Consider the following 22,802-nt stretch of genomic DNA (forward strand, 5'->3'; position numbering starts at 1 on the left):
ATGAGCGAGCTTTTTTATAACGCCGTGCCGAACGCCACCCGTGTCGCCCCGCCACTGCCCGAGCCTCGACAATACCCAAGCGAAAAACCGTCGCGGGTCTATCTGTTCGGGACCTGCGTAGTGGATTTGTTCTACCCGGAAGCCGGGATGGATGCGATTCGTCTGTTGGAACGCGAAGGCATTCGTGTCGAGTATCCGCAAGGGCAGAGTTGCTGCGGGCAACCGGCGTACACCTCGGGTTACACCGATCAGGCCCGGACCGTAGCGCGCTCGCAACTGGCGCTGTTTGCCGGTGGTTTTCCGGTGGTAGTGCCGTCGGGATCGTGCGCCGGCATGCTGCGCGAACATTACGCCGACTTGTTCAAGAACGAGCCGGAAACACTGAAACAGGTTCAGGCGCTGGCAGCCCGGACTTATGAGCTGGCCGAGTTTCTGTTGTTCGTCTGCAAGGTTCAGCTCAAGGACAGCGGCGAGCCGGTGAAAGTGGCGCTGCACACCTCGTGCTCGGCACGTCGGGAGATGAACACTCACCTGCACGGCCGGGAATTGCTGGCGCAGCTGAGCAAGGTGGAACGGGTCGAGCACAGCCATGAAAGTGAATGCTGTGGCTTCGGTGGGACATTCAGCGTCCGTATGCCAGACATTTCCGGCGCGATGGTGGCTGACAAGACGCGGTCGTTGAAGGAATCCGGCGCGCACAAGGTACTGAGTGCCGACTGCGGTTGCCTGATGAACATCAACGGCTCATTGGAGAAACAGAAGGAAGCGTTGCGCGGCCAACACCTGGCCAGTTTCCTTTGGCAAAGAACCGGAGGTGTTCAATGAACGCTTCCGCGATTATTCCTACGGTTGCCGTGGAAGAAGATTTTCGCGCTCGGGCTCACAAGGCTCTGGACGACAAGCAGTTGCGAAACAACTTTCGCACGGCGATGGATTCACTGATGACCAAACGGGCAGCGTCCTTCAGCGATGCCCACGAAAGAGAACATCTGCGAGCGCTGGGCAATGCAGTCCGCGCCCGTGCGTTATCCAAGCTGCCCGACCTGCTCGAACAGCTTGAACAGAACCTGACCCGCAACGGTGTGACAGTGCACTGGGCGGAAACGGTGGACGAAGCCAATGGCATCGTCCTCTCGATCATCCGCGCTCACGAGGGGCGGCAAGTGATCAAGGGCAAATCGATGGTCAGCGAAGAGATGGAGATGAACCATGTCCTCGAGGCTCAAGGCATTGAATGCCTGGAGTCGGACATGGGGGAGTACATCGTCCAGCTCGACCACGAGAAGCCTTCACACATTATTATGCCGGCGATCCACAAGAATGCCGGTCAGGTCGCGTCCTTGTTCCACGACAAACTTGGCGTGGAGTACACCAAGGACGTTGACCAACTCATTCAGATCGGTCGCAAAGTCTTGCGACAGAAATTCTTTGAAGCAGACATCGGCGTCTCCGGTGTCAACTTTGCCGTGGCCGAAACCGGCACGCTACTGCTGGTGGAAAACGAGGGCAACGGGCGGATGACCACCACGGTACCGCCGGTGCACATCGCCGTCACCGGCATCGAAAAAGTCGTGGAAAACCTGCGTGACGTGGTGCCACTTTTGTCGTTGCTGACCCGTTCGGCGCTAGGTCAGCCGATCACCACCTACGTCAACATGATTTCCGGGCCGCGCAAGGAACATGAACTCGACGGCCCACAGGAAGTGCACCTGGTGCTGCTGGACAACGGGCGCAGCCAGGCCTTCGCCGACAGCGAATTGCGCCAGACCCTGAACTGCATCCGCTGCGGCGCCTGCATGAATCATTGCCCGGTCTACACCCGAATCGGCGGCCACGCCTATGGGGAGGTGTACCCCGGGCCTATCGGAAAAATCATCACCCCGCACATGGTCGGCCTGGCGAAAGTCCCCGATCACCCGAGCGCTTCGTCCCTGTGCGGGGCTTGCGGTGAAGTCTGCCCGGTCAAGATTCCGATCCCGGCGCTGCTGCGTCGTCTGCGCGAAGAAAACGTCAAAGCCCCGAACGATCCCAAGCACGTCATGCGTGGCCAAGGCAGCAAGTACTCGCGCAAAGAACGCTTTATCTGGAACGCCTGGGCCAGGCTCAACAGCTCGCCCACCCTGTATCGCCTGTTCGGATTTTTCGCCACGCGATTGCGCGCCGTTACGCCAGGCAACGTCGGCCCGTGGACGCAAAATCACAGTGCCCCGAAACCTGCGGCTCGCACGCTGCATGACATGGCCCGCGAGCATCTGGCCAACCAGGGAGATCGTTGATGAGCGCCAAACAAAACATCCTCGCCAAATTGCGCAACAGTCTGGCAGGCACCACGCCGGTGCCTGACGAATTCGACGTCGAACTGGTTACGGTGCCGTACACCTACCCGCAGGATCAGCGTATCCCACAATTGCGCAAACTGATGGAGGCCGTGCACACGGAAATCCATCTGACCTGCAACGAAGGTTGGCCGGCACTGCTCGCGCAGCTGCTGCACGATCGTCAGCTGCCGAGCCTGTTGATTGCACCGACGACTCCTCATGGTCTACGTGTCACTCAGCACTGGGCGAATAATCCCGGCCTGCCGGTGCTGACGTCCTACGACCGACCGGTCGAAGACTGGAAAACCGAGCTGTTCAATGACACACCGGCCAGTCTGACGACTACCCTGGGAGCAATCGCTGCGACCGGCAGTCTGATTCTCTGGCCGACCCGGGAAGAACCGCGTTTGATGAGTCTGGTACCACCGGTGCATTTCGCCTTGCTCAAGGCCAGTGAGATCCGCGACAACTTTTACCAGGTGCAGCAGGAATTCAACTGGGCGCAAGGCATGCCGACCAACGCGCTGCTGGTCTCCGGCCCGTCGAAGACCGCCGACATCGAGCAGGTCCTGGCCTACGGCGCCCACGGTCCGAAAGACCTGGTGGTTTTGATCCTGGAGGACCAATGACTCTACCCGCGGCTTTCCTGCGAGATGCACAGAAACTCATCCCCCAAGATCGACGTTTCGACGATCCACTGTCGACATTGGCCTTCGGCACCGACGCCAGTTTCTACCGGCTGATTCCGCAACTGGTGATCCGCGTCGAATCCGAAGATGAAGTGGTGGCATTGCTTCAACTGGCGCAGCGCGATCAGGTCGCGGTGACTTTCCGCGCCGCCGGCACCAGCCTGTCCGGCCAGGCGATCAGTGATTCGGTGCTGATCGTCCTGGGGGATAACTGGAACGGTCGTGAGATACGCGGGCAAGGCACACAAATCCGCCTTCAACCCGGGGTGATCGGCGCGCAGGCCAATGCCTGGCTGGCACCGTTCGGGCGCAAGATCGGCCCGGATCCGGCCTCGATCAACGCCTGCAAGATTGGCGGCATTGTCGCTAACAACGCCAGTGGCATGTGCTGCGGCACCGCGCAAAATACTTATCACACACTGGCTGGCATTCGTCTGGTGCTGGCTGATGGCAGCCGACTCGATACTGAAGACGCCAACAGCGTCGCAGCGTTTCGCCAGAGCCACGCTGCACTGCTTGAGCGCCTGGCTACGCTGGGCCGCGAAACCCGCGCCAATGCCGAACTGGCTGCGAGAATCCGCCATAAATACCGTCTGAAAAATACCACCGGCCTGTCACTCAATGCGCTGGTGGATTTCGACGAGCCTGTGGATATCCTCAGCCACTTGCTGGTGGGGTCCGAGGGCACGCTGGGCTTCATCAGCGCCGTGACTTACGACACGGTGATCGATCACCCGAACAAGGCGTCAGCACTGATCGTTTTCCCGGATGTGGAAACCTGCTGCAACGCAGTCACGGTCTTGAAAAGCCAACCGGTGTCCGCCGTGGAATTGCTCGACCGGCGCAGTTTGCGCTCGGTTCAGGACAAACCCGGCATGCCCGCTTTCGTACAGCAATTGTCGAATAACGCCTGTGCGCTGCTGATCGAGTCCCGCGCCGCAACGTCCACGCTACTGCGTGAACAACTGGCGCAGATCATGACGTCGCTGGCATCGTTCCCGGTGGAAAAACAGGTCGACTTCACTGAAGACCCGCTGGAAAACGCCCGACTCTGGGCGATCCGCAAAGACACCTTTCCCGCTGTCGGCGCCGTGCGCAAAACCGGCACCACGGTGATCATCGAAGACGTGACCTTCCCGGTCGAACAGCTGGCCATCGGTGTGAACCGCCTGATCGAGCTGTTCGACAGGCACCACTACGACGAAGCGATCCTGTTCGGGCACGCACTGGAGGGCAATCTGCATTTTGTCTTCACCCAAGGCTTCAACAATCCGCAGGAAATCGCCCGCTATCAAGCGTTCATGGACGACGTCGCGCAACTGGTTGCAGTGGAGTTTGGCGGCTCGCTGAAAGCCGAACACGGCACGGGCCGCAACATGGCGCCCTTTGTCGAACTGGAATGGGGCAGCGATGCTTACCAATTGATGTGGCAGCTCAAACGCCTGCTCGACCCGAACGGGATACTCAATCCGGACGTGGTGCTCAGCGACGATCCGCAGATCCATCTCAAACACCTGAAACCACTGCCGGCTGCCGACGAGATTGTGGATAAGTGCATCGAGTGCGGCTTCTGCGAGCCGGTCTGCCCGTCCAAAGGACTGACCCTGAGCCCACGCCAGCGCATCGTCATCTGGCGCGACATTCAGGCGAAGAAGCGGGCCGGCGTCGATACCACTGAACTGGAAGCGGCTTATGAATACCAAGGCATCGACACCTGCGCCGCCACCGGTCTTTGCGCGCAACGTTGCCCTGTAGGCATCAATACCGGCGAGCTGGTGAAAAAGCTACGCAGCCGGAAAGCAACGCATACGAAAACCGCCAACTGGCTTGAAGGAAATTTCGCCACCGCCATGCAAGGTGCGCGCTTCACTTTGCATGCGGCCAATGGCGCGCGAATGCTGCTGGGAGCGCCGCGACTGGCGAAACTTTCCGCCACGCTGGCGAAGCTGTCGAAAGGGCGCGTCCCGCAATGGACCAGCGCCATGCCCCAGCCTGAGAGCGCTATTCGCTTCAGCCCCAGCGCCCCGGACGAGCGCCCACGGGTGGTGTATCTGGCCGCATGCGTGTCGCGGGTAATGGGGCCGGCGGCTGGCGATAAAGAGCAAATGTCGCTGTACGACAAAACCCGCGGACTGCTGGAAAAAGCCGGGTACCAAGTGGTCTTTCCAGACAATCTGGACAGCCTCTGCTGCGGCCAGCCTTTCGCCTCAAAAGGCTACGCCGAGCAAGCCGAGCACAAACGCCAGGAGCTGATCGGCGCGCTGCTGCACGCCAGCCGTGGCGGGCTCGATCCGGTTTACTGCGACACCAGCCCCTGCACGTTGCGATTGATCGAGGACCTCGGCGAGGTTCGACTCGACCTGTACGACCCGGTGCGCTTCATCCGTATGCACCTGATGGATCGACTGGACTTCACGCCGCAGGAAGCACCTATTGCCGTACATGTAACCTGCAGCACGCAACATCTTGGTGAAAGCCAGGCGCTGATCGAGCTGGCGCGCAAATGCAGCAAGAATGTAGTCATACCCGAAGGCATTCACTGCTGCGGATTCGCCGGCGACAAAGGCTTCACCACACCTGAATTGAATGCTCATTCATTGAGGACATTGAAGGATGCGGTGCAGCAATGCAGCGAGGGGATTTCCACCAGCCGCACCTGTGAAATCGGCCTCACGCAACATGGTGGAATCGACTACCACGGACTGGTCTACCTGGTGGACCGCGTGACCCAGGCTCGCCCCCGTTGATCCGGTACAAACAGAACCCCGGCGCATTGGTGCAGTCTTCTGTATAGGCCTCGGCGACGAGGCTCAAGAGTGATGTCGCTGGCAGATCCCAAAGGCCGGCCTTCTCGAGTTGTTTCGCGCAAGGAGTTACCCCATGAAGTCCTCCGCTCCAGCTGGCCTCTTTATTTGCGCAGCGATGCTTGCCTCTCCCGTTTTTGCCGACGGCGACGCAGATCTGTGCAAGATGAACATGAACAAAATCAACAGCGAAAAAGCTGTGCTGGCAACCGACACCAGCGGTGTGAACGGTCAGGTCGAAGATGCCCTCGCCCAAGCGAAAGCCGCGCACGAAAGAGGTGACGACAAGCAATGCGTCGCACATACCACCCGAGCTCTGCAGCTCGTTCAAAATCGCTCCAAAGGTGGCCAGTAGAGCAAAGGCTTCGCATTGGCGGGATTGAAACCCAACAGCTAATGTTTCTTGTGGGGCAGCTCACCGAGCTCATTGGCGACTGAGGCATTTACACTATAAAACCGGGGCAATTGCGCCCCTTTTTAGTGCATTTCGATTGATTTCAACGGTTTTTCATGCCTTTTTGAAAAAAAAGCGAATTCCTTCGAATCGCTGTAGTCACTTGAACAGGCCCCACGAACGTGGCTTATAACGACCTCGGCACAGCCTGGATCGTCTGGCAGGACCGAGACCATCAGTTCAAGGAGATACCCATGAAACGTACCGTTTTTGCTGGTCTGTTGATTTCCGCTGCGATGCTGTCGTCCCCTGCCTTTGCTGCTGATAAGGATCTGTGTGCGACCAACATTCAGAAAATTACTGATTTCATTGCCACCGCTCCGAGTGTCGGAGAAAACTCCGCAGACAATCTGAAGGCAGGCTTGGCGAAAGCCAAAGCATCCCAGGCTGCTGGCAATGACAAAGAGTGCGTCGAAACCACCGGCGGCATCGTTGCCAAAATCGAAGTACGCGACCCAGCCCGAAACAACTGATACCAGCCCGGGCCAACCTTCGGGTTGGCCTTCCGGGTCAGATTGACGTAGACTACACACGCTTGTTGCTCATCAGATTCACGAGCAATGAGTTCGGGGCCGTTTAGGATTCGACGCCGGTCGCGAAACTTTAGGTGCATGCCGAGTTGGTAACAGAACTCGTAAATCCACTGTTGCAACTACTTATAGTTGCCAATGACGAAAACTACGGCCAGGAAATGTCCATCGCTGCGTAAGCAGCCTTAGACCCTGAGCTTCTGGTACCTTCGGGTCCAGCAATCATTAGGGGATGTCTGTAAACCCGAAATGATTGTCATATAGAACAGAATCGCCGTGCAGTACGTTGTGGACGAAGCGGCTAAAACTTACACAACTCGCCCAAAGCACCCTGCCCTTCGGGTCGCTGAGGGTTAACTTAATAGAAACGGCTACGCATGTAGTACCGACAGCGGAGTACTGGCGGACGGGGGTTCAAATCCCCCCGGCTCCACCAAATACCAGTTTCCACATGTTCTCACATGATCGGAAACACCCCAAGAAGCCCGCCCCGTGCGGGCTTTCTTGTGTCTGGACATCCACAAATGAACCCACACAGCATTGCGCCCCGTGTATGCCTGCTTGTATGCTCGCCTTAAATTTGAAACTGAGGCATACACGCATGAAGCGTTCGGAGATTAAGCGCCGTCCGATGGCAGACACCACCCTAGCCAGCCTTGAGCCAGAGGCCAGCACCTACCGAGAGCTAGATGGCGCCGGGCTCTATCTGCGAGTGAAGCCCACCGGCCAGAAATCCTGGGAGCTGCGTTACAAAAAAGCCGATGGCAAATGGTCATGGCTAGGCTTGGGAGGCTACGGTAAGGGTAGCCACCAGTTGACCGGCGAGCAGGCGCGCCAGAAGGCAGCAGAGTTACGCGACGGCACAATGAAAGATGGCAGCATGCTCGCCACCCAGCGCGCCCAAAAGGCAGCAGAACGTGAGGCAGCCAACAATACTTTCGAGCATCTGGCGCGCGAGTGGTACGCCAACAAGCGCAAAGGCTGGAGTGCAGGCACTGCAACCCGAACCATCGGCGCCCTGCAACTGCATGTGTTTCCGGTCTTCGGCAAGCGGCCTTATCAGGGTGTTCTGCCAATGGAGTGGATGGAGTTCCTGCGCGGTATGGAGCAAACCGGGATTGTCGAGCAGACCAGCCGAGTACGTGGCATGTGCCGGGAAATTTACGACCTGGCACGCGTCACTGGTCGTGCCACTCACAATCCGCTGGAAGGATTGCACAAGTTCCTGCTGACCAAGCCAGCCGAAAACTATGCCCATGTTTCCATCGACGAACTGCCGCCTCTTTTGCGAGCTATCAGAGCGTACCCGAGCGCGGCAGACGTCCGTATCGGTCTACACCTGCTGTCGATGCTCGCCTGTCGTCCGTCTGAGCTGCGAGAAGCCCGGTGGGCTGAGTTCGATCTAGAGGGCGGCCTGTGGACAGTTCCCGCCGAACGAATGAAGCGTCGTCGTGAACATGTGGTTCCCCTGCCGCGCCAAGCCATCGAACTACTGCACGCTCTGCACAACCTCACCGGCGCTTACCTGCTGCTATTTCCTGGCCGTAGCGACACCACGAAACCGCGCTCCAATACCGTTTTCCTAATGGCTTTACGTCGCCTTGGCTACGAAGGTCGGCAGACCGGCCACGGATTCCGCCATATCGCCAGCACGATCCTCAACGAACACGGCTTTGACGAGAACCATATCGAGGCCCAGCTATCGCACGTCAAAGACGGGATTGCCGGGGTGTACAACAAAGCTCAATACCTGGCTCAACGCACGACCATGATGCAGTGGTATGCCGATCACTTAGACAGACTATCTACAGGCAATGTGGTGGAGTTCAAGCGCGCATGATGCAGGCATTTGTATGGCTGGTGTGAACTGGCCGAAGAGGGGGGTGCATTGGTCGCGGCTCGGGTCTGAAACAACCGTATCTGCTGAGGATAACGCGAAGCTCATTAGGGCAGCCCACAAGTTCACCGAGCACGCGATCAGTGAGGACGACCTTTGGAACCTTCTCCGCTCAGTAGCAACAGCAAAAAACGAAGAAAAAATAGCCCACCAGCGAGCCGCTACACACAAGGACACTCTTCGCTCGCTAAGGGCCATGCTTACTCTGGATCCCCCTTCCCTCGTCGATGCACTGAGCAAATGCGCTAGAGAGACTTTCATCGACGTCCAAATCGCTCAAAATCGCATTCCTTGGGAGGAAATTGACTGGGTAGCGAGCGAAGAAGGCAGTTGGGAGGTTCACGGTCCGAGAACGATGAGGCGATCAGTCCAGGAAGCCTTGGACGCAGCGACCGCGAAAAAGTGTCCAAGAGGCCCGAAGAAAAAGCCTTATCAGATTGCGCTAGCGCTAACCTGTTTGACGATGTGGGAGGGATGCCGACAAAAAAATTCGCCCGGACGACTGGAATTTACCCGTGCGGCATTCAATGCTGCTGGCATGTACCTGCATGACAAACGAATAGGTGCTCTGCTGACGAAGGTCGGCAAATCAGAATGTCGAAGGTCCAATTAAAAAGGGTGCGTCTTTCGTAAGTATGCGGAGAATAACGGGTGTCTTCCTCGTATACATATGGACACACCCATGCGCAAAGAAACGCAAAACAAAGCCATGATTCGCCAGACGGCACTGTGCGACTGGCTCGATTTGTCCCGCTCGGGCTTGGATAAGCTGCGCAAAAAAGATCCAAGCTTTCCGCGCCCACTCAAAGATGGCGACGCTCGCCAAGCCGCCGCTTTCTATGTTGTTGCCGAAGTTCAGTCATGGCTGCAATCCAAGATCGAAGCACGCGACGCCGCGAACGCTCCCGTCATTCCCATCGATGATGAGCAACAGAGCAAGCACCAGCGGAGGATTGCCACATGAACGCAGTCATGCTGACTCTCATCGAGGATGAACCCCGCGTAGACAGCCGCTTGCTGGTCGAGAAGTTGGGCAACAAACACAAGAACTCCATCGCGCTGATCGAGCGCCATCTTGGAAAATTCAAAGAGTTCGGACTTCTTCCGTTTCAAACGGAGGCAGTGAAAACGCCAGAGTCTCGCGGCATTAAGCATCTGAAGTACGCCCTGCTGAACGAGGATCAGGCATTTTTTCTGCTCGCTCTGTCTCGCAACACTGATCGCGTCGTAGAGCTGAAGTCGAGTCTGATAATGGCATTCCGCGAAGCCCGATACGGGCATGCTTATCAGACTCTTGAGGCTGCAAGGAAAGAGGCGAGTCGGAGCGGTAGGCGGCTGGCTCATTGGCGCTACCAAAAGCCACGCATGCACCGGCACGTTGCCCACTTGAGGGAGCAATTGAAGCTGCCCCTCGAACTGGTGGGTGTCTCTCCATGAACACCGCCCAGACCTTGCCATGACTGCACCCGATTGCAACTCATCAAACACCATCAGGAGTTGCCGTTATGGGTAGCGTGAAGCCTTTAAATGGCAAGCCATATGCGTGTGCCAGCACCACCACTACGCCGGGAGCTTACGACGACTTCTTAGCTCCCTCCGCGCCAGCCATCGACGGCGATAGCTTGGCCCTGCTGATTGATGCCTGCTCAGAGCTTCGCGATTTTTACGACCTAGAGCAGTACCCCGGACGGGCAGGCTGGCTATCGGAAATCATTGAAAACTTTAAGGCGCTAATTGCACGACTTGATCCTTCGAAGGCCGATGAATGAATGCCTCAGCAACTCTTTTTCGTCACGAGCTCCAGTTTGCCTAACGGCATTGGAGCGAGTAGCACCGAAAGTCTCGTAACGGAATAATCACCATGATCGAAACATCCTGCGAAAAAGCGGTAACGCCGAAGGCTTGCCCGAAGAAAGCCACCGACCTGTTTTATGTGACCCATCCGAAAGAGCCCAAAGCATTGCTAGGACCATTCTTGACCGAAGCCGATGCTGAGTGCGGGCGCGTAGTTATGCGTAGCACTGATGCTTTGGTGACGGCCTGCCTCGTTGATTCGCAGGACGATCTGACCTACTGGCACGCCGTGAAAAATGGCCGGATGTGTCGGGCCTTTGCTGGCGCTGCCAAGGGGACGATATGACAGACTCGACTATCCTTTTCAGTGACGCGCTCCAGTCAGTGTTTGGGCAACTCGACTTCCTACCCGTGCCAGATGGAACTATTCATAGGTTTCACGTCCCTTACGACAAACCCGGAACATTCAACGGCTGGTATGTGCTGTATCTGGACGGCATCGCTTCGGGAGCATTCGGCAGTTGGAAAACGAATGGTTCCAGCGCCTGGAGCAGTCGAACACCCGTCAATTATCGTGAAGCCGAACATGTGCGCCAGCGCATCGAGCAGGCCCGCCATCAACGCGAGGCCGAGCAACGCCAACGCCAACTAAACGCGGCAACCCTTGCTCAACGCTGGTGGCGTGACGGACAACGCGCCGACCCTGACCACGCCTATTTAATCGCTAAGGGTGTTCGCTCCCACAGCCTGCGCCAGCGCAATGACGAATTACTGGTGCCGCTGTACTCCGATGGCGTGCTAGTCAACCTGCAACGGATCGCCTCGGACGGCAGCAAGCGCTTCTTGGCTGGTGGCCGGGTAAAGGGCGCCTATTCACCGATGGGCCATATCACGCTAGGCAACCCACTTTGTATCTGCGAGGGCTGGGCCACGGGTGCAACGCTTCACGAAAGCGGCCACACCGTCGCCTGTGCAATGAATGCCGGTAACTTAAAACCGGTGGCGCTGGCGCTTAGGGCCGAATATCACACTACCGAAATCATCATCACGGGCGACGACGACCGTCAGACCGAGGGCAATCCCGGCCGCACCGCCGCCAATGCCGCCGCCATTGCCGTGGGTGGACTAGTAGCGTTTCCCGACTGGCCGAACAGTGCGCCCGACACCCTGACCGACTTCAACGACCTGTATCGCTGGGAAGCAGACCGTGCCAACGAGTAATGTAATTAGTCTGACAAGTGATCTAGGCGGCACGGCTGGGGCAACTGACGGGGCCAATACGGCGACAACTACCGCATGCCAAGCGGCAAAGGTTTCGGCCAAGTTTCTGGCGTGTGAAACTCCGAAAATCGCACCTGAACGCCCTTGCTGGTGCGTGTACAAACACTGGGTCACGAATGAGAAAGGCCGCAAACTGCGCCCCGGCGTCTGGTTCCACGGGCACAGGGAGAGCAAGGAAACGGGTGAATCCTTGCCATTTGATGAATGGTTGTGCGGCCCACTACATGTAGACGCAGTGACCCGCAACGAAGGCCAAGATGGCGACTATGGCCAACTACTGCGCTTTCGCAACTCTGATAGCCGCTGGCTGACCTGGGCAATGCCTAACGAGCTGTTGGCGGGCAAGCCTGACTCGATACTTAGTGCGTTGCTGAACATGGGGCTAGAGGTCGATTACAAGCGCCGGGCGCAGGTGCCCCAGTACATCGCGAGCCAGCACCCCACGCGCCGGGTTATTGCTGCCACGGCTACCGGTTGGCATACACCCGAGCTGTTCATTATGCCCCGGCAGAACATCGGCACCGGTGACGCCATATTTCAGAGCGAGGCCGCCAATGGTGACGACTACCGGCACGCCGGAACACTGGCAGGATGGCAGTCGAGCATTGGTTCGCGATGCGAGGGCAATCCGCTGTTGCTACTGAGCGTCTGCGCCTCACTGGCCGGCGCGCTGTTGTTTCATGTTCAGCGCCAAGGTGGCGGGTTTCACATCGTGGGCGATTCCAGCACCGGCAAGAGTTCCGCCATTCTGGCTGGTGCCTCGGTATGGGGGCACGGGGAAGACTTCAAACGCACTTGGCGCGCTACCGGCAACGGCCTGGAAGGAATCGCCAGCCAACGCAATGACACGCTGCTGGCGCTGGACGAAATTGGTGAGGCAGACCCGCGTGAGATTGGTGCAGTGATCTATGCCATGGCCAACGGCACCGGCAAGGCCAGAGCAAGCCGCAACGGCGCCGCGAAGGCTGCCAAACGCTGGCGCGTGATGCTGTTTTCGTCGGGCGAGCTGGGGCTGTCCGCACTGATGGCCGAAGGGGGTAAGCGCAGCCGGGCCGGTCAGGAAATTCGCCTGTTGGATATCGCCGCTCGCCGCACTTATGGCGCCTGGGACAACCTGCACGGATTGGCCGGTGGCCGGGAGTTTTCCGACGCCATCCAGCGCGCCAGCGTGACGGACTACGGCCATGCCGGGCCTGAGTTCATCCGCCAGCTCTTGGCGTCTGGTGACGCGGACAAGTTGCCTGGATGGCTGGCTTCCATGGGCGCCAAGTTCCCCAGCGCCAACGGGCAAGAAGGCCGGGCCGCTGAACGCTTTGCCCTGGTCGCCTTGGCGGGGGAGCTGGCTATCAAGTTCGGCGTTCTGAGCATTCCACCCGGCACCGTACAGATCGCCATGTTGGAGCTGTTCGACGTGTGGCGCGCTGGCCGTGGTACGGGCCCAAGCGAAGATCGCCAGATCCTCAAGAGCATTGCCGACTTCATTGCCCGTCACGGTGACACCCGCTTTTCAAGTGCCGACGATCCACACGGTGAAGCACGGGATCGAGCGGGCTATTGGGAGGCCTCACCGAGTGGGCGCCTGTACCTGTTCAACCGTCCGGGACTGGAGGAAGCCGCCAAGGGTTACGACATGGGCCGCGTGGTACAGGCGCTTGATTCAGTCGGGGCTATCACCAAGCGGGAGCTCGGAAAAAACCAGCACAAAAAATGCCTACCGGACAAGACAAAGCCACGTCTGTACTGGATAGACCCTTCGAAGTTGGAACCGGAAACCTAAACGCATTTTGCTTTTTCGAGGGGGAACTGAGGGAACCAAGGGAACCGCCTAGGGCCACGTTGCTTCCAGTAGTTCCCCCGCCTCAAAACGCATAGGGAACCAAGGGAACCGGGTCAGTATCAATTCCCCCAGTTCCCCCGGCCAAAAAAGCGAAGGGAACCGCTACAGCCCGCGCCATTACTGGCTGTCCCCTCGGTTACCCCAGTTCCCCCAGCAAAAATCAAAAGGGCGCTGAAGCGGGTAAATTGTTGCAGCTTGGCGGACACCATGAGTTATCTAACGCGCCCAAACCGGCACCAGCACTGCAACCGAGCGCCATGCCCGGTAAAGCTGGAGCCGGAGATCTAAACGCACTTTGGTTTTTCTACGGGTGCCAGGGTTGAGCGGTTGGCGATTTACCCCCACTGTCCCCGGACACCTACAGTTCACGCCGCTGGCGGCTATCGGGCCATGCGCCCAAGAGGCATTGCTGCATGCCAACGAACAACGAACAACGAACAACGAACAACGAACAGATCGTTAACGTTAACCAGCTACAAAGGCGTCGGATTTTCGGAAAAAGGCCCGTATTTGCGGGTCAAGAATGGCCTAATCGTATGCTGCTAGGCTGTTAACATTGGTTAACGTGGCAAAAACGCAAAGTGAACAAATTGTTAAGGTTAACCGGTTACAAACGCTTTGAAATTTCGGAAAAAAGCCCGTATTTTCGGGTCAAGAATGGCCTTGCCGTATGCTGCTAGGTTGTTAAGGATTGTTAAGGTGGCGAACAGAGGATTGTGTTGCCATCCGACCAGCTAATTAAAATGACAGGTAACAAATGGCTAATATTAGCCACCCACAAACGCGTCAAAATTTCGGCCTAAAGCCCCGGTTTTGTTGGCCGAAAGGACCTGGCCCTATGCCCCCAAGTTGTTAACATTTGCAAACGTGGTTTTTTCCATCAGGGAACGGGAGGCCAGGGCGCGGCAATCGTTTCGGTTCAGATGCTCAATGAGGATTCCAACCGCCGTCGGTACGTTACGCGTCACGTTCCGTTGCAGATGCGAAATTGCACTCCACTTGACCACCTGATTGCATCGGTACTGACCACTCGTTTGCATCGCACTTGACCAGGCGTTTGCAATGGATCTGACCACCGATTCCATCGGAATTTACCAGCACGTTTAGTCAACATGATCGGCGGAGAGCTGCCCATTGCTACCGGTGGCGACAGGCAAAATCGACCCACAGCTGCCGTTCCAAGTTGGCTATAACTCACTACAGCCCCTTACCTGCTCAGAGCATCCAATGCTCCTCGACCTGGTAGAGCGGCTTGCCGACCATCAGCAACTTGATGACATCTATGTGCGCCACGTAATCAGCCTCAGAGAACTTAGTCCATCGCGGATTACGCTTTTGCGCGGCGATGAATGCTGAGCGCGCCTTACCCATCGCGGCGCGGTTCTTCGATAGAAAACTGCGCAACCCTTTGAACAGTTCAGAGTCCAGCGGCGGATGGAGCAAGGCAACGCTCGGGTGTTGGTGGTGGCCACCGCAGACGAGCACCGTTTTCAAGTAAATGTTGACTAGCTTCTGGGCACGGCCGAAGGAGAAATCGGTCACACCCACGCGTGCAGCCTCGGCTTCGATCTTATTCATAAAACTCATCTGCCATTTATCGACGTTCGGGCCAATTTGCTCTGGCCCGGTTACCTGGCCTAGGCCGCTTGCCTCTATCAGCTCGAAAGCCAAGGAATTACCCCCGCCGGCCAGGCCGCGGCCATACGCGGCGGCGGCGCACCACTTGGCATAGAGGTGTTTGTGTTTTTCGATTGGATACAGGGTTGCAGGTGTAGTCATGGATTTTTACTCGCGAATATTTGAGAGGCCCCTTTTTTGGCGGCCTATGTGCTTCATATACCTTGAAGCGTCAGCTCTTGGCCGTTCTCTGCCGATCAAGGTTACAACGCGTGTTGGTCAAATCCGATGCAATCGCTGGTCAGAACGAATGCAAGTGACTGGTCAGGTCGAATGCAAACGGGTGGTCAAGTGGAGCGCAATTTCGCACTATCTGTTGTTAGAGCTGTTTTTTACTGCATTGACAAGGATGTAACGACTTGCAGCCGAAACTCCGCTCAGTCGGTTCAGCGTGGCGTTGGATAATTGGGTGTAAGAAATCATGTATTCAGCCATGGAAGCCCTTCACCATTGCCGCATAATGCATCCAAATTTTTTCATCAGCGTGCGGGTGCCAATATCAGCACCCAGCACCAAAGGGATTTCCACTCATGTCGCAAACCTCCAACAACCTGGCCGCCTACATCTGGTCTTTGGCTGATCTTCTGCGTGGCGATTTTAAGCAGAGCCAGTACGGGAGGATCATTCTGCCGTTTACCCTGTTGCGGCGCTTGGAGTGCGTGTTAGAGGCCAGCAAGGCGGCGGTGTTGGCTGAGTACGACAAAATCCAGCAGCTTGGCGTGTCTGAGGAGGCCCAAGAGAAACTGCTGCTGCGCGCCACCAAACTGCCCGGCCAAGCAGAGGGCTTGTCGTTTTTCAATACCTCGAAAATGGACATGTCCAAGCTCGGCGAGGCTGGCATCAAGGCCAACCTGGAGTCCTACTTGCAGAGTTTCTCCAAGGATGCGCGGGAGATTTTTGAGCACTTTAAGTTCACTGAATTCCTCGGCCAGCTCAACGATGCCAACCTGCTCTACAAGTTTGTGCAGCGGGTACGCCTGACCGACTTAAGCCCGGCAGCGGTGTCCAACCACGACATGGGCCTGGTGTTTGAAGAGTTGATTCGTCGCTTTGCTGAAGGCTCGAATGAAACCGCCGGCGAGCACTTCACCCCGCGCGATATTGTGCGGCTCACCACTTCCCTGGTGTTTATGGAAGACGATGATGCCCTGACCAAGCCCGGCATCATCCGCACCATTTACGACCCCACTGCCGGCACTGGCGGTTTTCTCTCCTCCGGCATGGAGTACGTGCACGAGCTCAACCCGCAGGCCGTGATGCGCGCCTATGGCCAAGAGCTCAACCCCGAGAGTTACGCCATCTGCAAAGCCGACATGTTGATCAAGGGTCAGGACGTCAGCAACATCAAGCTCGGCAACACCCTGTCCAACGACCAGCTGTACGCCACCGAGTTTGACTACATGCTCTCCAACCCGCCGTTTGGCGTGGACTGGAAGAAGATCGAGCAAGAGATCAGCACCGAACACGCTGAAAAAGGCTTCAACGGCCGTTTTGGCGCGGGCTTGCCACGGGTTAGCGATGGTTCCTTGTTGTTCCTGCTGCACCTGATTAGCAAGCTGCGCGACGGCTCCCTGGGTGGCGGGCGGATTGGCATCATCCTCAATGGCTCGCCGTTGTTTACCGGCGGCGCGGGCTCTGGCGAGTCGGAAATCCGCCGCTATATTCTCGAAGCCGATTTGCTCGAAGCCATAGTCGCGCTGCCCACCGATATGTTCTACAACACTGGCATCTCCACCTATGTGTGGGTGCTGTCGAACAAAAAAGCCGCTGAACGTAAAGGCAAGGTACAGCTTATTAATGGCGTCAACCTGTGCGGCAAAATGCGCAAATCCCTCGGCTCCAAGCGCAATGAAATGGCTGAGGAGGATATCGCCACCATCATCCGCGCCTTCGGCAGCTTTGCCGCTATCGATGCCTACGCGCTGGACAAACAAGCCGCACAAAAAAGCAGTCGTGGTCGCCCAGCCGCCAACCCGAAAGCCGAAGTGGCCAAGACCTTCGCTAGCAAAATCTTCAGCAGCCATGAGTTCGGTTACCGGCGTATCAGCATCGAGCGGCCGTTGCGGCTGTCTTGGCAGTTCAGTGACGCGCGCGTGGCCGAGCTGCGTTTCGCCCCCGGCGCACTCAACAGTGCCATGCGTTGGGTCTACCAAGAGTTCAGCGCGGTGGAAGGCGAGTGCTGGAACGACGGCGACAGCTGCAAGCGCTATGGCGAGTTGAACGCCCATGAAGACGCGATCCGCCGTTACTGCAAACTGCACTTCGCCGACCTGAAAGAGAAACACCTGAAAGACCTGCTCGCCCGTCGCACCTGGCTCGATCAAAAGAGTTTGTTATTAAAAGCCCAGCAGCTACAGACCAGCATCGGTACTGAGCAGCATGACGATTTCAATAGCTTTGACGACGCACTCAAGGCTGCCGGTAAGCAACAAGGCATCGCCCTGGATGCCAAAGACAAAAAGCAACTGACCGATACCATGAGCTGGAAGAACCCAGCCGCCGCCAAGGTCATCAAAAAAATCCACAAAACCCCAGCCAACCCGCTGTATGGCTTGTTTGCGGTTAATGGCGAGGTGCAGGAATACCAGACCGACAGCGAGCTGCGCGACAACGAGAACGTCGCCCTCGACCCGAGCCAAACGGTTAACGCCAGCAACGAAGCCTACTTCCTTAAAGAAGTGCAGCCCCACGTGCCTGATGCCTGGATAGATGCCAGCAAGAAGGATGCGAAGGACCAGCAAATCGGCATCGTCGGTTATGAAATCCCCTTTAACCGGCATTTCTACCAGTACCAACCGCCACGGGATTTGCTTGAGATTGATGCCGATCTGGATGCGGTATCCGCCGAGATTATGGCCTTGCTGCAAGAGGTGCATTCGTAATGGCGGGGCGATATAAGCCGTATCCTGAGTACAAGGATTCAGAAGGAGCATGGTTTGGAAATACTCCATCTCATTGGAATAATACTTCGCTGAAGAGAGTATGTTCTCTGAAAACAGGTTTAACGCCGCCTACAGATGATCGAGATAATTATGCGGATGAAATAACGGGGTTGCCATGGGTTCGACCCGAGGACTTGAATGATAGTAGCGATTCAGTGATAGCAAGCAAATTTATCAGCTTGTCCGGCTGGCGACTTATGCGCCCTGTGCCAGCAAATTCAACTTTAATTTGCTGTATTGGCACTATTGGAAAAGTTGGCTACACAGCCTGTGAAACAACAACGAATCAGCAAATTACAGCTGCATGCTTTAACGAGTCATTTAGGTATAACTACTATCTTATCCAGGCGGCCAGGGAGGTTCTTGAGGAATATTCAACTGGCAATGTTATTAAAATTTTAAACTCGGAAAGATTGGGTTCTATTCGATTTATATCACTACCTGAAGTGGAAGCGGGGAAAATCGCCGACTTCCTCGACCACGAAACCGCCAAAATTGACACCCTGATCGAAACGCAACAACAGCTTATCCAACTGCTAAAAGAAAAACGTCAGGCCGAGATTAGTCATGCCGTCACCAAAGGCCTCTCTTCATTAAACGGCGGGCCCAATGCCAAGCTGCGCGACTCGGGTGTTGAGTGGCTGGGGGAAGTGCCGGAGGATTGGACCGTGTGCTTGATCAAGCACATGTGTGAAGAGGTAACTGATGGGGCCCATATTTCACCGGTGACTGAAGGCGGTGAACGCCATTTTGTTTCTACTACAGATATAAAGAATGGCGTTATAAATTTCGACGATGCCTTGCTGACAACTCCAGCTAGCTTCGAGTACATGATAAAAACTGGCTGCATGCCATTTGCAGGAGATATCTTATTCAGCAAGGACGGAACCATAGGTCAAACGGCTATAACCCCAGAGGGGGTCGAGTTCGTAGTTGCATCTTCGCTGATTATAATTCGGCCGAATAAAGAAGTAGTTATGCCGGACTACTTTAATTTTTTACTACAGAGTGAAGTCGTTGTAGAACAGGTAAAAAGCTTTGTGAAAGGCGCTGGCTTGCCCCGTCTCTCAATTCAAAATTTGTTGAAAGTTGGCGGGGCTTTTCCTCCAGTTTCTGAGCAGGTTCAGATTGTTGCGTATTTGACTAGAAAGCTAGAACGATATGATGAGCTAGAAACTAGGGCGAGCATCATCGTTAAATTACTTCAAGAGCGCCGTATCGCCCTAATCTCCGCCGCCGTCACCGGCAAAATCGATGTCAGAGACTGGGTCGCGCCGCCAGCCAGTCCAACCCACAAGGAAGTAGCCGCATGAGTGTATTGGCTGGCGGTAAAGCCAACGAGCTGACGTTTCAAAACGACATGCTTAAACACTTGCTGGCCAACGGCTGGCTGCTGGGCAAGGCAGAACACTACAACCGTGAACTGGCCCTGTACCCCGAAGACTTGTTAGGTTTTGTTAAAGAAACGCAGCATGAGCAGTGGCAAAGGTTCTGCGCGCTGTACCCTAGCAACCCCGAGCAGCACTTTCTGGAGCGGGTCGCCAGCCAGCTGAATAAAACCGACCCGAATGCCGCCAGTAAAGACATGCGTACCTTCGGCACCCTGGGCGTGTTGCGCCATGAGCTGCGCCATCGCGGTACGCGCTTTAGCCTGTGTCAGTTTAAGCCCGAGCATGATCTGAACCCGGATACCTTGGCGCGCTACGCCAAGAACCGCTGCCGGGTGGTGCCGGAACTGGTGTACTCACCTTGGGCTAGCCAAGACCACTTGGAGCTGACCGGCGGCAAGGCAAAAGCCTGGCGGATTGACTTGGTGTTGTTTGTTAACGGCTTGCCGGTGGCCACGCTTGAGCTGAAGTCCGAATTTAAACAGGCCGTACAGAACGCCATTAAGCAGTACAAGACCACCCGTTTTGCCATCGACCCCACCACCAAAAAGCCCGAGCCGCTGCTGACTTTTAAACGCGGCGCGCTGGTGCATTTTGCCGTCAGCCAGTACGAGGTCTATATGGCCACGCGGCTGGAGGGCGCGGCTACTTACTTCTTGCCGTTTAACAAAGGCACCACGGCGGGCGGTGCCGGTAACGATGTGCCGGCCGACCTCAATCAGTACGCCACCGATTACCTGTGGAACGAGGTGTTGCTGCCGAGCAACTTGCTGGCGATTCTCGGCCACTTTGTGCACCTGCAAATCGAAGAGAAAGAAGACTGGGAAGGCCGTAAGTACAAAAAAGAAAGCCTGATCTTCCCGCGTTATCACCAGTGGGATGTGGTGAATAAACTGGTTAACGCGGCGCGCACCGAAGGCCCAGGGCATAAGTACCTGATCCAGCACAGCGCAGGGTCGGGTAAGTCCAACTCGATTGCCTGGGTCGCCCACCAGCTGTCGTCGATCTACAATGCGCAGGGCAGCAAGCAGTTCAACTCGGTAATCGTGGTGACCGACCGCACCGTGCTGGACGACCAGCTGCAAGACACCATCAATCAGTTTGAACACGTCGATGGCGCTGTAGGGCGGATCAATAACAAGGAGGGAGACGGTTCCAAGTCGGAGAAGCTCGCCAGCGCCTTGGAAAACTCCCAGCCGATTATTATCGTCACGATCCAGACCTTTCCGTACGTGCTCCGTGCCATCGAAAACAGCGTCAGTCTGAAAACCCGCAGCTACGCGATCATTGCCGACGAAGCCCACTCCTCGCAAACCGGCTCGACCGCACGGCAGCTGAAAGAAGTACTGATGATCGAGGCCAGGGCCGATGGTGAGGATGAACTCAGCTCTGAGGACATTCTCGATGCCGCCGTGGCCTCACGCAAAGCCTCGAAAAACCTCAGCTACTTTGCCTTCACCGCCACGCCAAAAACCAAAACGTTGGAGTTGTTTGGCCGTTTACCCAAGCCCGCCGAACAACCGTCGAAAACCAATAAGCCCGAGGCCTACCATGTATACAGCATGCGTCAGGCCATCGAAGAGGGCTTTATTCTCGATGTGCTGAAGAACTACACCAACTACAAAGTGGCCTACAACCTGGCGCAAAAAATCGATAAGGCCGATCAGGAGGTCGAAAGCAAAAAGGCCAAGGTCAAGCTCAACCAGTGGGTGCGCCTGCACGAGTACAACATCGCGCAGAAGGTGCAGGTGATCGTTGAGCACTTTCGCAGCAACGTCATGGGCCTGCTGGGTGGGCAAGCCAAAGCCATGGTGGTCACCAGCTCGCGCAAAGAAGCGGTGCGCTACAAGCTGTGTTTCGACAAATACATCGTCGAGCAGGGCTACCAGAAGCTCCATGCCATGGTGGCGTTCTCCGGTGAGGTGGAATTCGTCGAGAAAGACCCCAACTCAGTGGCGCTGCTGGGCAACAAATACACTGAGAGCAACATGAACCCCAACCTCAAAGGCCGCGACATGCGCAAAGCCTTTGATAGCGATGATTATCAAGTGATGATCGTCGCCAACAAGTTTCAGACCGGCTTCGACCAACCAAAGCTGTGCGCCATGTATGTGGACAAAAAGCTTGGCGGTGTCGAGTGCGTGCAAACCTTGTCGCGCTTGAATCGCACCTATCCGGGCAAGGCGGAAGTCGGCACCTTCATCCTGGATTTCTTCAACGAGCCGCAGGAAATTCTCGATTCGTTTCAGCCGTATTTCCAAACGGCTGAACTGGCAGATGTTTCCAATCCCGACTTGATCTTCGACCTGTTCGAGAAGCTCAACGCATCGGGCATTTATAAGTCGAGCGAGGTTGAGCAGTTCTGCGCGGCCTTCTTCGTCAAAAACAAAAGCAATGCGGCGATTGCCAATATTTGTAAACCGGCCGTCGAGCGCTGGACGAAAAGCTACAAGCTGGCGGTTGAGGCTTATGCGCACTCGAAAGAGATTTTTGCGCGGATTAAAAAAACCAACGATGCAGTATTAATCGCCAACGCAGAAAACGACCTGAAGGAATGCAAGCAAGCTAAGGACGCTTTGGATATCTTCAAAAAAGACCTGGGAACTTTCGTGCGCTTCTATGAGTTCATGTCGCAGATCGTCGATTACGACGATAAACAGCTGGAAAAGCTCAGCCTATACGCGCGCAACCTCAGCCCAATGCTGCGCGAAAGTGCGGTGGATGAGGATGATATTGACCTGGACAGCATCGTGCTCAGCCATTACCGAGTGTCGAAAATACGCCAGCAAGACCTCAAGCTAAAAGAAGACGCGCCCGACTACAAATTGGTGCCCGGCGAGGGGCTTGGCTCCGCCACTGCCAAAGACAAAAAAGAAGAGCTGCTCTCGCAGATAATCGAACGGCTCAACGAGCTGTTTATCACCGATGAACTAACCAACAAAGATATGGTGAATTACGCCTACACCATCCGCGACAAGGTCAGTGAAAACCACTTGGTCATGCAGCAACTGGCCAACAATACGGCTGAGCAAGCGCTGCTGGGTAACTTTGCCAACGCGGTCGATGACGCGATCATGGACAGCGGCGATGCCCACCAGAACCAGATGATCCAGCTCCTATCTGACCCGAGTAAGGCCCACAAATTTGCGCGGGTGGTGTTTGATTTGCTCAAGCTGGCGGAGTGATGCGTC

At 56.2% G+C, this 22,802-nt stretch carries 17 protein-coding genes and 1 other RNA gene; 17 read left to right on the plus strand and 1 reads right to left on the minus strand.

Annotated features, from left to right (window positions below; genetic code table 11):
* From F8N12_RS11465 to F8N12_RS11530, 14 genes are all read left to right on the plus strand, one after another.
* The gene (locus tag F8N12_RS11465; RefSeq protein WP_150580534.1) at positions 1 to 825 is read left to right on the plus strand and encodes a (Fe-S)-binding protein; all 825 of its coding nucleotides are present in this window, start codon (positions 1 to 3) and stop codon (positions 823 to 825) included.
* On the plus strand, positions 822 to 2,276 hold the full coding sequence (locus F8N12_RS11470) for a LutB/LldF family L-lactate oxidation iron-sulfur protein (protein ID WP_150580535.1): 1,455 nt from the start codon (positions 822 to 824) through the stop codon (positions 2,274 to 2,276). The genes F8N12_RS11465 and F8N12_RS11470 overlap by 4 nt, the downstream gene beginning before the upstream one ends.
* Entirely contained in the window at positions 2,276 to 2,947 is a 672-nt protein-coding gene (locus F8N12_RS11475; RefSeq protein ID WP_150580536.1) for a LutC/YkgG family protein, read from the plus strand. Before F8N12_RS11470 ends, F8N12_RS11475 begins: the two co-directional genes overlap by 1 nt.
* The gene (locus F8N12_RS11480) at positions 2,944 to 5,754 is read left to right on the plus strand and encodes an FAD-binding and (Fe-S)-binding domain-containing protein (RefSeq protein ID WP_150580537.1); all 2,811 of its coding nucleotides are present in this window, start codon (positions 2,944 to 2,946) and stop codon (positions 5,752 to 5,754) included. Before F8N12_RS11475 ends, F8N12_RS11480 begins: the two co-directional genes overlap by 4 nt.
* Before the next feature lie 133 nt (positions 5,755 to 5,887).
* A complete protein-coding gene (locus F8N12_RS11485) occupies positions 5,888 to 6,166 on the plus strand; it encodes a hypothetical protein (protein WP_150580538.1) in 279 nt (92 codons plus the stop codon).
* A 293-nt stretch (positions 6,167 to 6,459) separates the two neighbouring features.
* Entirely contained in the window at positions 6,460 to 6,738 is a 279-nt protein-coding gene (locus F8N12_RS11490) for a hypothetical protein (RefSeq protein WP_150580539.1), read from the plus strand.
* Between the two features lie 95 nt (positions 6,739 to 6,833).
* Positions 6,834 to 7,231, plus strand: a transfer-messenger RNA (tmRNA) gene (ssrA, locus tag F8N12_RS11495).
* 165 nt (positions 7,232 to 7,396) lie between these two features.
* The gene (locus tag F8N12_RS11500; RefSeq protein ID WP_150580540.1) at positions 7,397 to 8,635 is read left to right on the plus strand and encodes a tyrosine-type recombinase/integrase; all 1,239 of its coding nucleotides are present in this window, start codon (positions 7,397 to 7,399) and stop codon (positions 8,633 to 8,635) included.
* Positions 8,636 to 9,374: 739 nt separating this feature from the next.
* Positions 9,375 to 9,656, plus strand: a complete 282-nt coding sequence (locus tag F8N12_RS11505; RefSeq protein WP_224787696.1) for a helix-turn-helix transcriptional regulator — start codon at positions 9,375 to 9,377, stop codon at positions 9,654 to 9,656.
* Entirely contained in the window at positions 9,653 to 10,129 is a 477-nt protein-coding gene (locus F8N12_RS11510) for a Rha family transcriptional regulator (RefSeq protein ID WP_150580541.1), read from the plus strand. Before F8N12_RS11505 ends, F8N12_RS11510 begins: the two co-directional genes overlap by 4 nt.
* Positions 10,130 to 10,197: 68 nt before the next feature.
* Positions 10,198 to 10,461 carry a hypothetical protein gene (locus F8N12_RS11515; protein ID WP_150580542.1) on the plus strand — a complete coding sequence of 88 codons (264 nt, stop codon included), beginning with the start codon at positions 10,198 to 10,200 and terminating at the stop codon, positions 10,459 to 10,461.
* 92 nt (positions 10,462 to 10,553) lie between these two features.
* On the plus strand, positions 10,554 to 10,832 hold the full coding sequence (locus tag F8N12_RS11520; protein ID WP_150580543.1) for a hypothetical protein: 279 nt from the start codon (positions 10,554 to 10,556) through the stop codon (positions 10,830 to 10,832).
* On the plus strand, positions 10,829 to 11,707 hold the full coding sequence (locus F8N12_RS11525) for a toprim domain-containing protein (RefSeq protein WP_150580544.1): 879 nt from the start codon (positions 10,829 to 10,831) through the stop codon (positions 11,705 to 11,707). The genes F8N12_RS11520 and F8N12_RS11525 overlap by 4 nt, the downstream gene beginning before the upstream one ends.
* Complete coding sequence (locus F8N12_RS11530) at positions 11,694 to 13,544, plus strand: DUF927 domain-containing protein (protein ID WP_412072144.1); 1,851 nt, start codon at positions 11,694 to 11,696, stop codon at positions 13,542 to 13,544. The genes F8N12_RS11525 and F8N12_RS11530 overlap by 14 nt, the downstream gene beginning before the upstream one ends.
* Positions 13,545 to 14,819: 1,275 nt before the next feature.
* On the opposite strand, the gene F8N12_RS11535 is transcribed toward F8N12_RS11530, so the two are convergent.
* A complete protein-coding gene (locus F8N12_RS11535) occupies positions 14,820 to 15,383 on the minus strand; it encodes a hypothetical protein (protein WP_150580545.1) in 564 nt (187 codons plus the stop codon).
* Positions 15,384 to 15,811: 428 nt separating this feature from the next.
* Between F8N12_RS11535 and F8N12_RS11540 the strand changes: the two genes are divergently transcribed.
* The 3 genes from F8N12_RS11540 to F8N12_RS11550 are packed head-to-tail and all read left to right on the plus strand — an operon-like array spanning position 15,812 to position 22,796.
* Positions 15,812 to 18,163, plus strand: coding sequence for a type I restriction-modification system subunit M (locus F8N12_RS11540; protein ID WP_150580546.1), 2,352 nt, complete (start codon positions 15,812 to 15,814; stop codon positions 18,161 to 18,163).
* Positions 18,163 to 19,536 carry a restriction endonuclease subunit S gene (locus tag F8N12_RS11545; protein ID WP_150580547.1) on the plus strand — a complete coding sequence of 458 codons (1,374 nt, stop codon included), beginning with the start codon at positions 18,163 to 18,165 and terminating at the stop codon, positions 19,534 to 19,536. The genes F8N12_RS11540 and F8N12_RS11545 overlap by 1 nt, the downstream gene beginning before the upstream one ends.
* Positions 19,533 to 22,796 carry a type I restriction endonuclease subunit R gene (locus F8N12_RS11550; RefSeq protein ID WP_150580548.1) on the plus strand — a complete coding sequence of 1,088 codons (3,264 nt, stop codon included), beginning with the start codon at positions 19,533 to 19,535 and terminating at the stop codon, positions 22,794 to 22,796. Before F8N12_RS11545 ends, F8N12_RS11550 begins: the two co-directional genes overlap by 4 nt.
* Positions 22,797 to 22,802 lie beyond the last annotated feature (6 nt).

This window comes from Pseudomonas fluorescens (genome assembly GCF_902497625.1).
Taxonomy (GTDB): Bacteria; Pseudomonadota; Gammaproteobacteria; order Pseudomonadales; family Pseudomonadaceae; genus Aquipseudomonas; species Aquipseudomonas fluorescens_BQ.

What these genes read in the sequence shown, in the direction of transcription:
- F8N12_RS11470 (WP_150580535.1), top strand. Translation starts at nt 822, where the DNA reads ATGAACGCTTCCGCGATTATTCCTACGGTTGCCGTGGAAGAAGATTTT.
- F8N12_RS11510 (WP_150580541.1), top strand. Translation starts at nt 9,653, where the DNA reads ATGAACGCAGTCATGCTGACTCTCATCGAGGATGAACCCCGCGTAGAC.
- F8N12_RS11540 (WP_150580546.1), top strand. Translation starts at nt 15,812, where the DNA reads ATGTCGCAAACCTCCAACAACCTGGCCGCCTACATCTGGTCTTTGGCT.
- F8N12_RS11490 (WP_150580539.1), top strand. Translation starts at nt 6,460, where the DNA reads ATGAAACGTACCGTTTTTGCTGGTCTGTTGATTTCCGCTGCGATGCTG.
- F8N12_RS11475 (WP_150580536.1), top strand. Translation starts at nt 2,276, where the DNA reads ATGAGCGCCAAACAAAACATCCTCGCCAAATTGCGCAACAGTCTGGCA.
- F8N12_RS11505 (WP_224787696.1), top strand. Translation starts at nt 9,375, where the DNA reads ATGCGCAAAGAAACGCAAAACAAAGCCATGATTCGCCAGACGGCACTG.
- F8N12_RS11520 (WP_150580543.1), top strand. Translation starts at nt 10,554, where the DNA reads ATGATCGAAACATCCTGCGAAAAAGCGGTAACGCCGAAGGCTTGCCCG.
- F8N12_RS11515 (WP_150580542.1), top strand. Translation starts at nt 10,198, where the DNA reads ATGGGTAGCGTGAAGCCTTTAAATGGCAAGCCATATGCGTGTGCCAGC.
- F8N12_RS11535 (WP_150580545.1), bottom strand. Translation starts at nt 15,383, where the DNA reads ATGACTACACCTGCAACCCTGTATCCAATCGAAAAACACAAACACCTC.
- F8N12_RS11465 (WP_150580534.1), top strand. Translation starts at nt 1, where the DNA reads ATGAGCGAGCTTTTTTATAACGCCGTGCCGAACGCCACCCGTGTCGCC.
- F8N12_RS11525 (WP_150580544.1), top strand. Translation starts at nt 10,829, where the DNA reads ATGACAGACTCGACTATCCTTTTCAGTGACGCGCTCCAGTCAGTGTTT.
- F8N12_RS11500 (WP_150580540.1), top strand. Translation starts at nt 7,397, where the DNA reads ATGAAGCGTTCGGAGATTAAGCGCCGTCCGATGGCAGACACCACCCTA.
- F8N12_RS11480 (WP_150580537.1), top strand. Translation starts at nt 2,944, where the DNA reads ATGACTCTACCCGCGGCTTTCCTGCGAGATGCACAGAAACTCATCCCC.
- F8N12_RS11485 (WP_150580538.1), top strand. Translation starts at nt 5,888, where the DNA reads ATGAAGTCCTCCGCTCCAGCTGGCCTCTTTATTTGCGCAGCGATGCTT.
- F8N12_RS11545 (WP_150580547.1), top strand. Translation starts at nt 18,163, where the DNA reads ATGGCGGGGCGATATAAGCCGTATCCTGAGTACAAGGATTCAGAAGGA.
- F8N12_RS11550 (WP_150580548.1), top strand. Translation starts at nt 19,533, where the DNA reads ATGAGTGTATTGGCTGGCGGTAAAGCCAACGAGCTGACGTTTCAAAAC.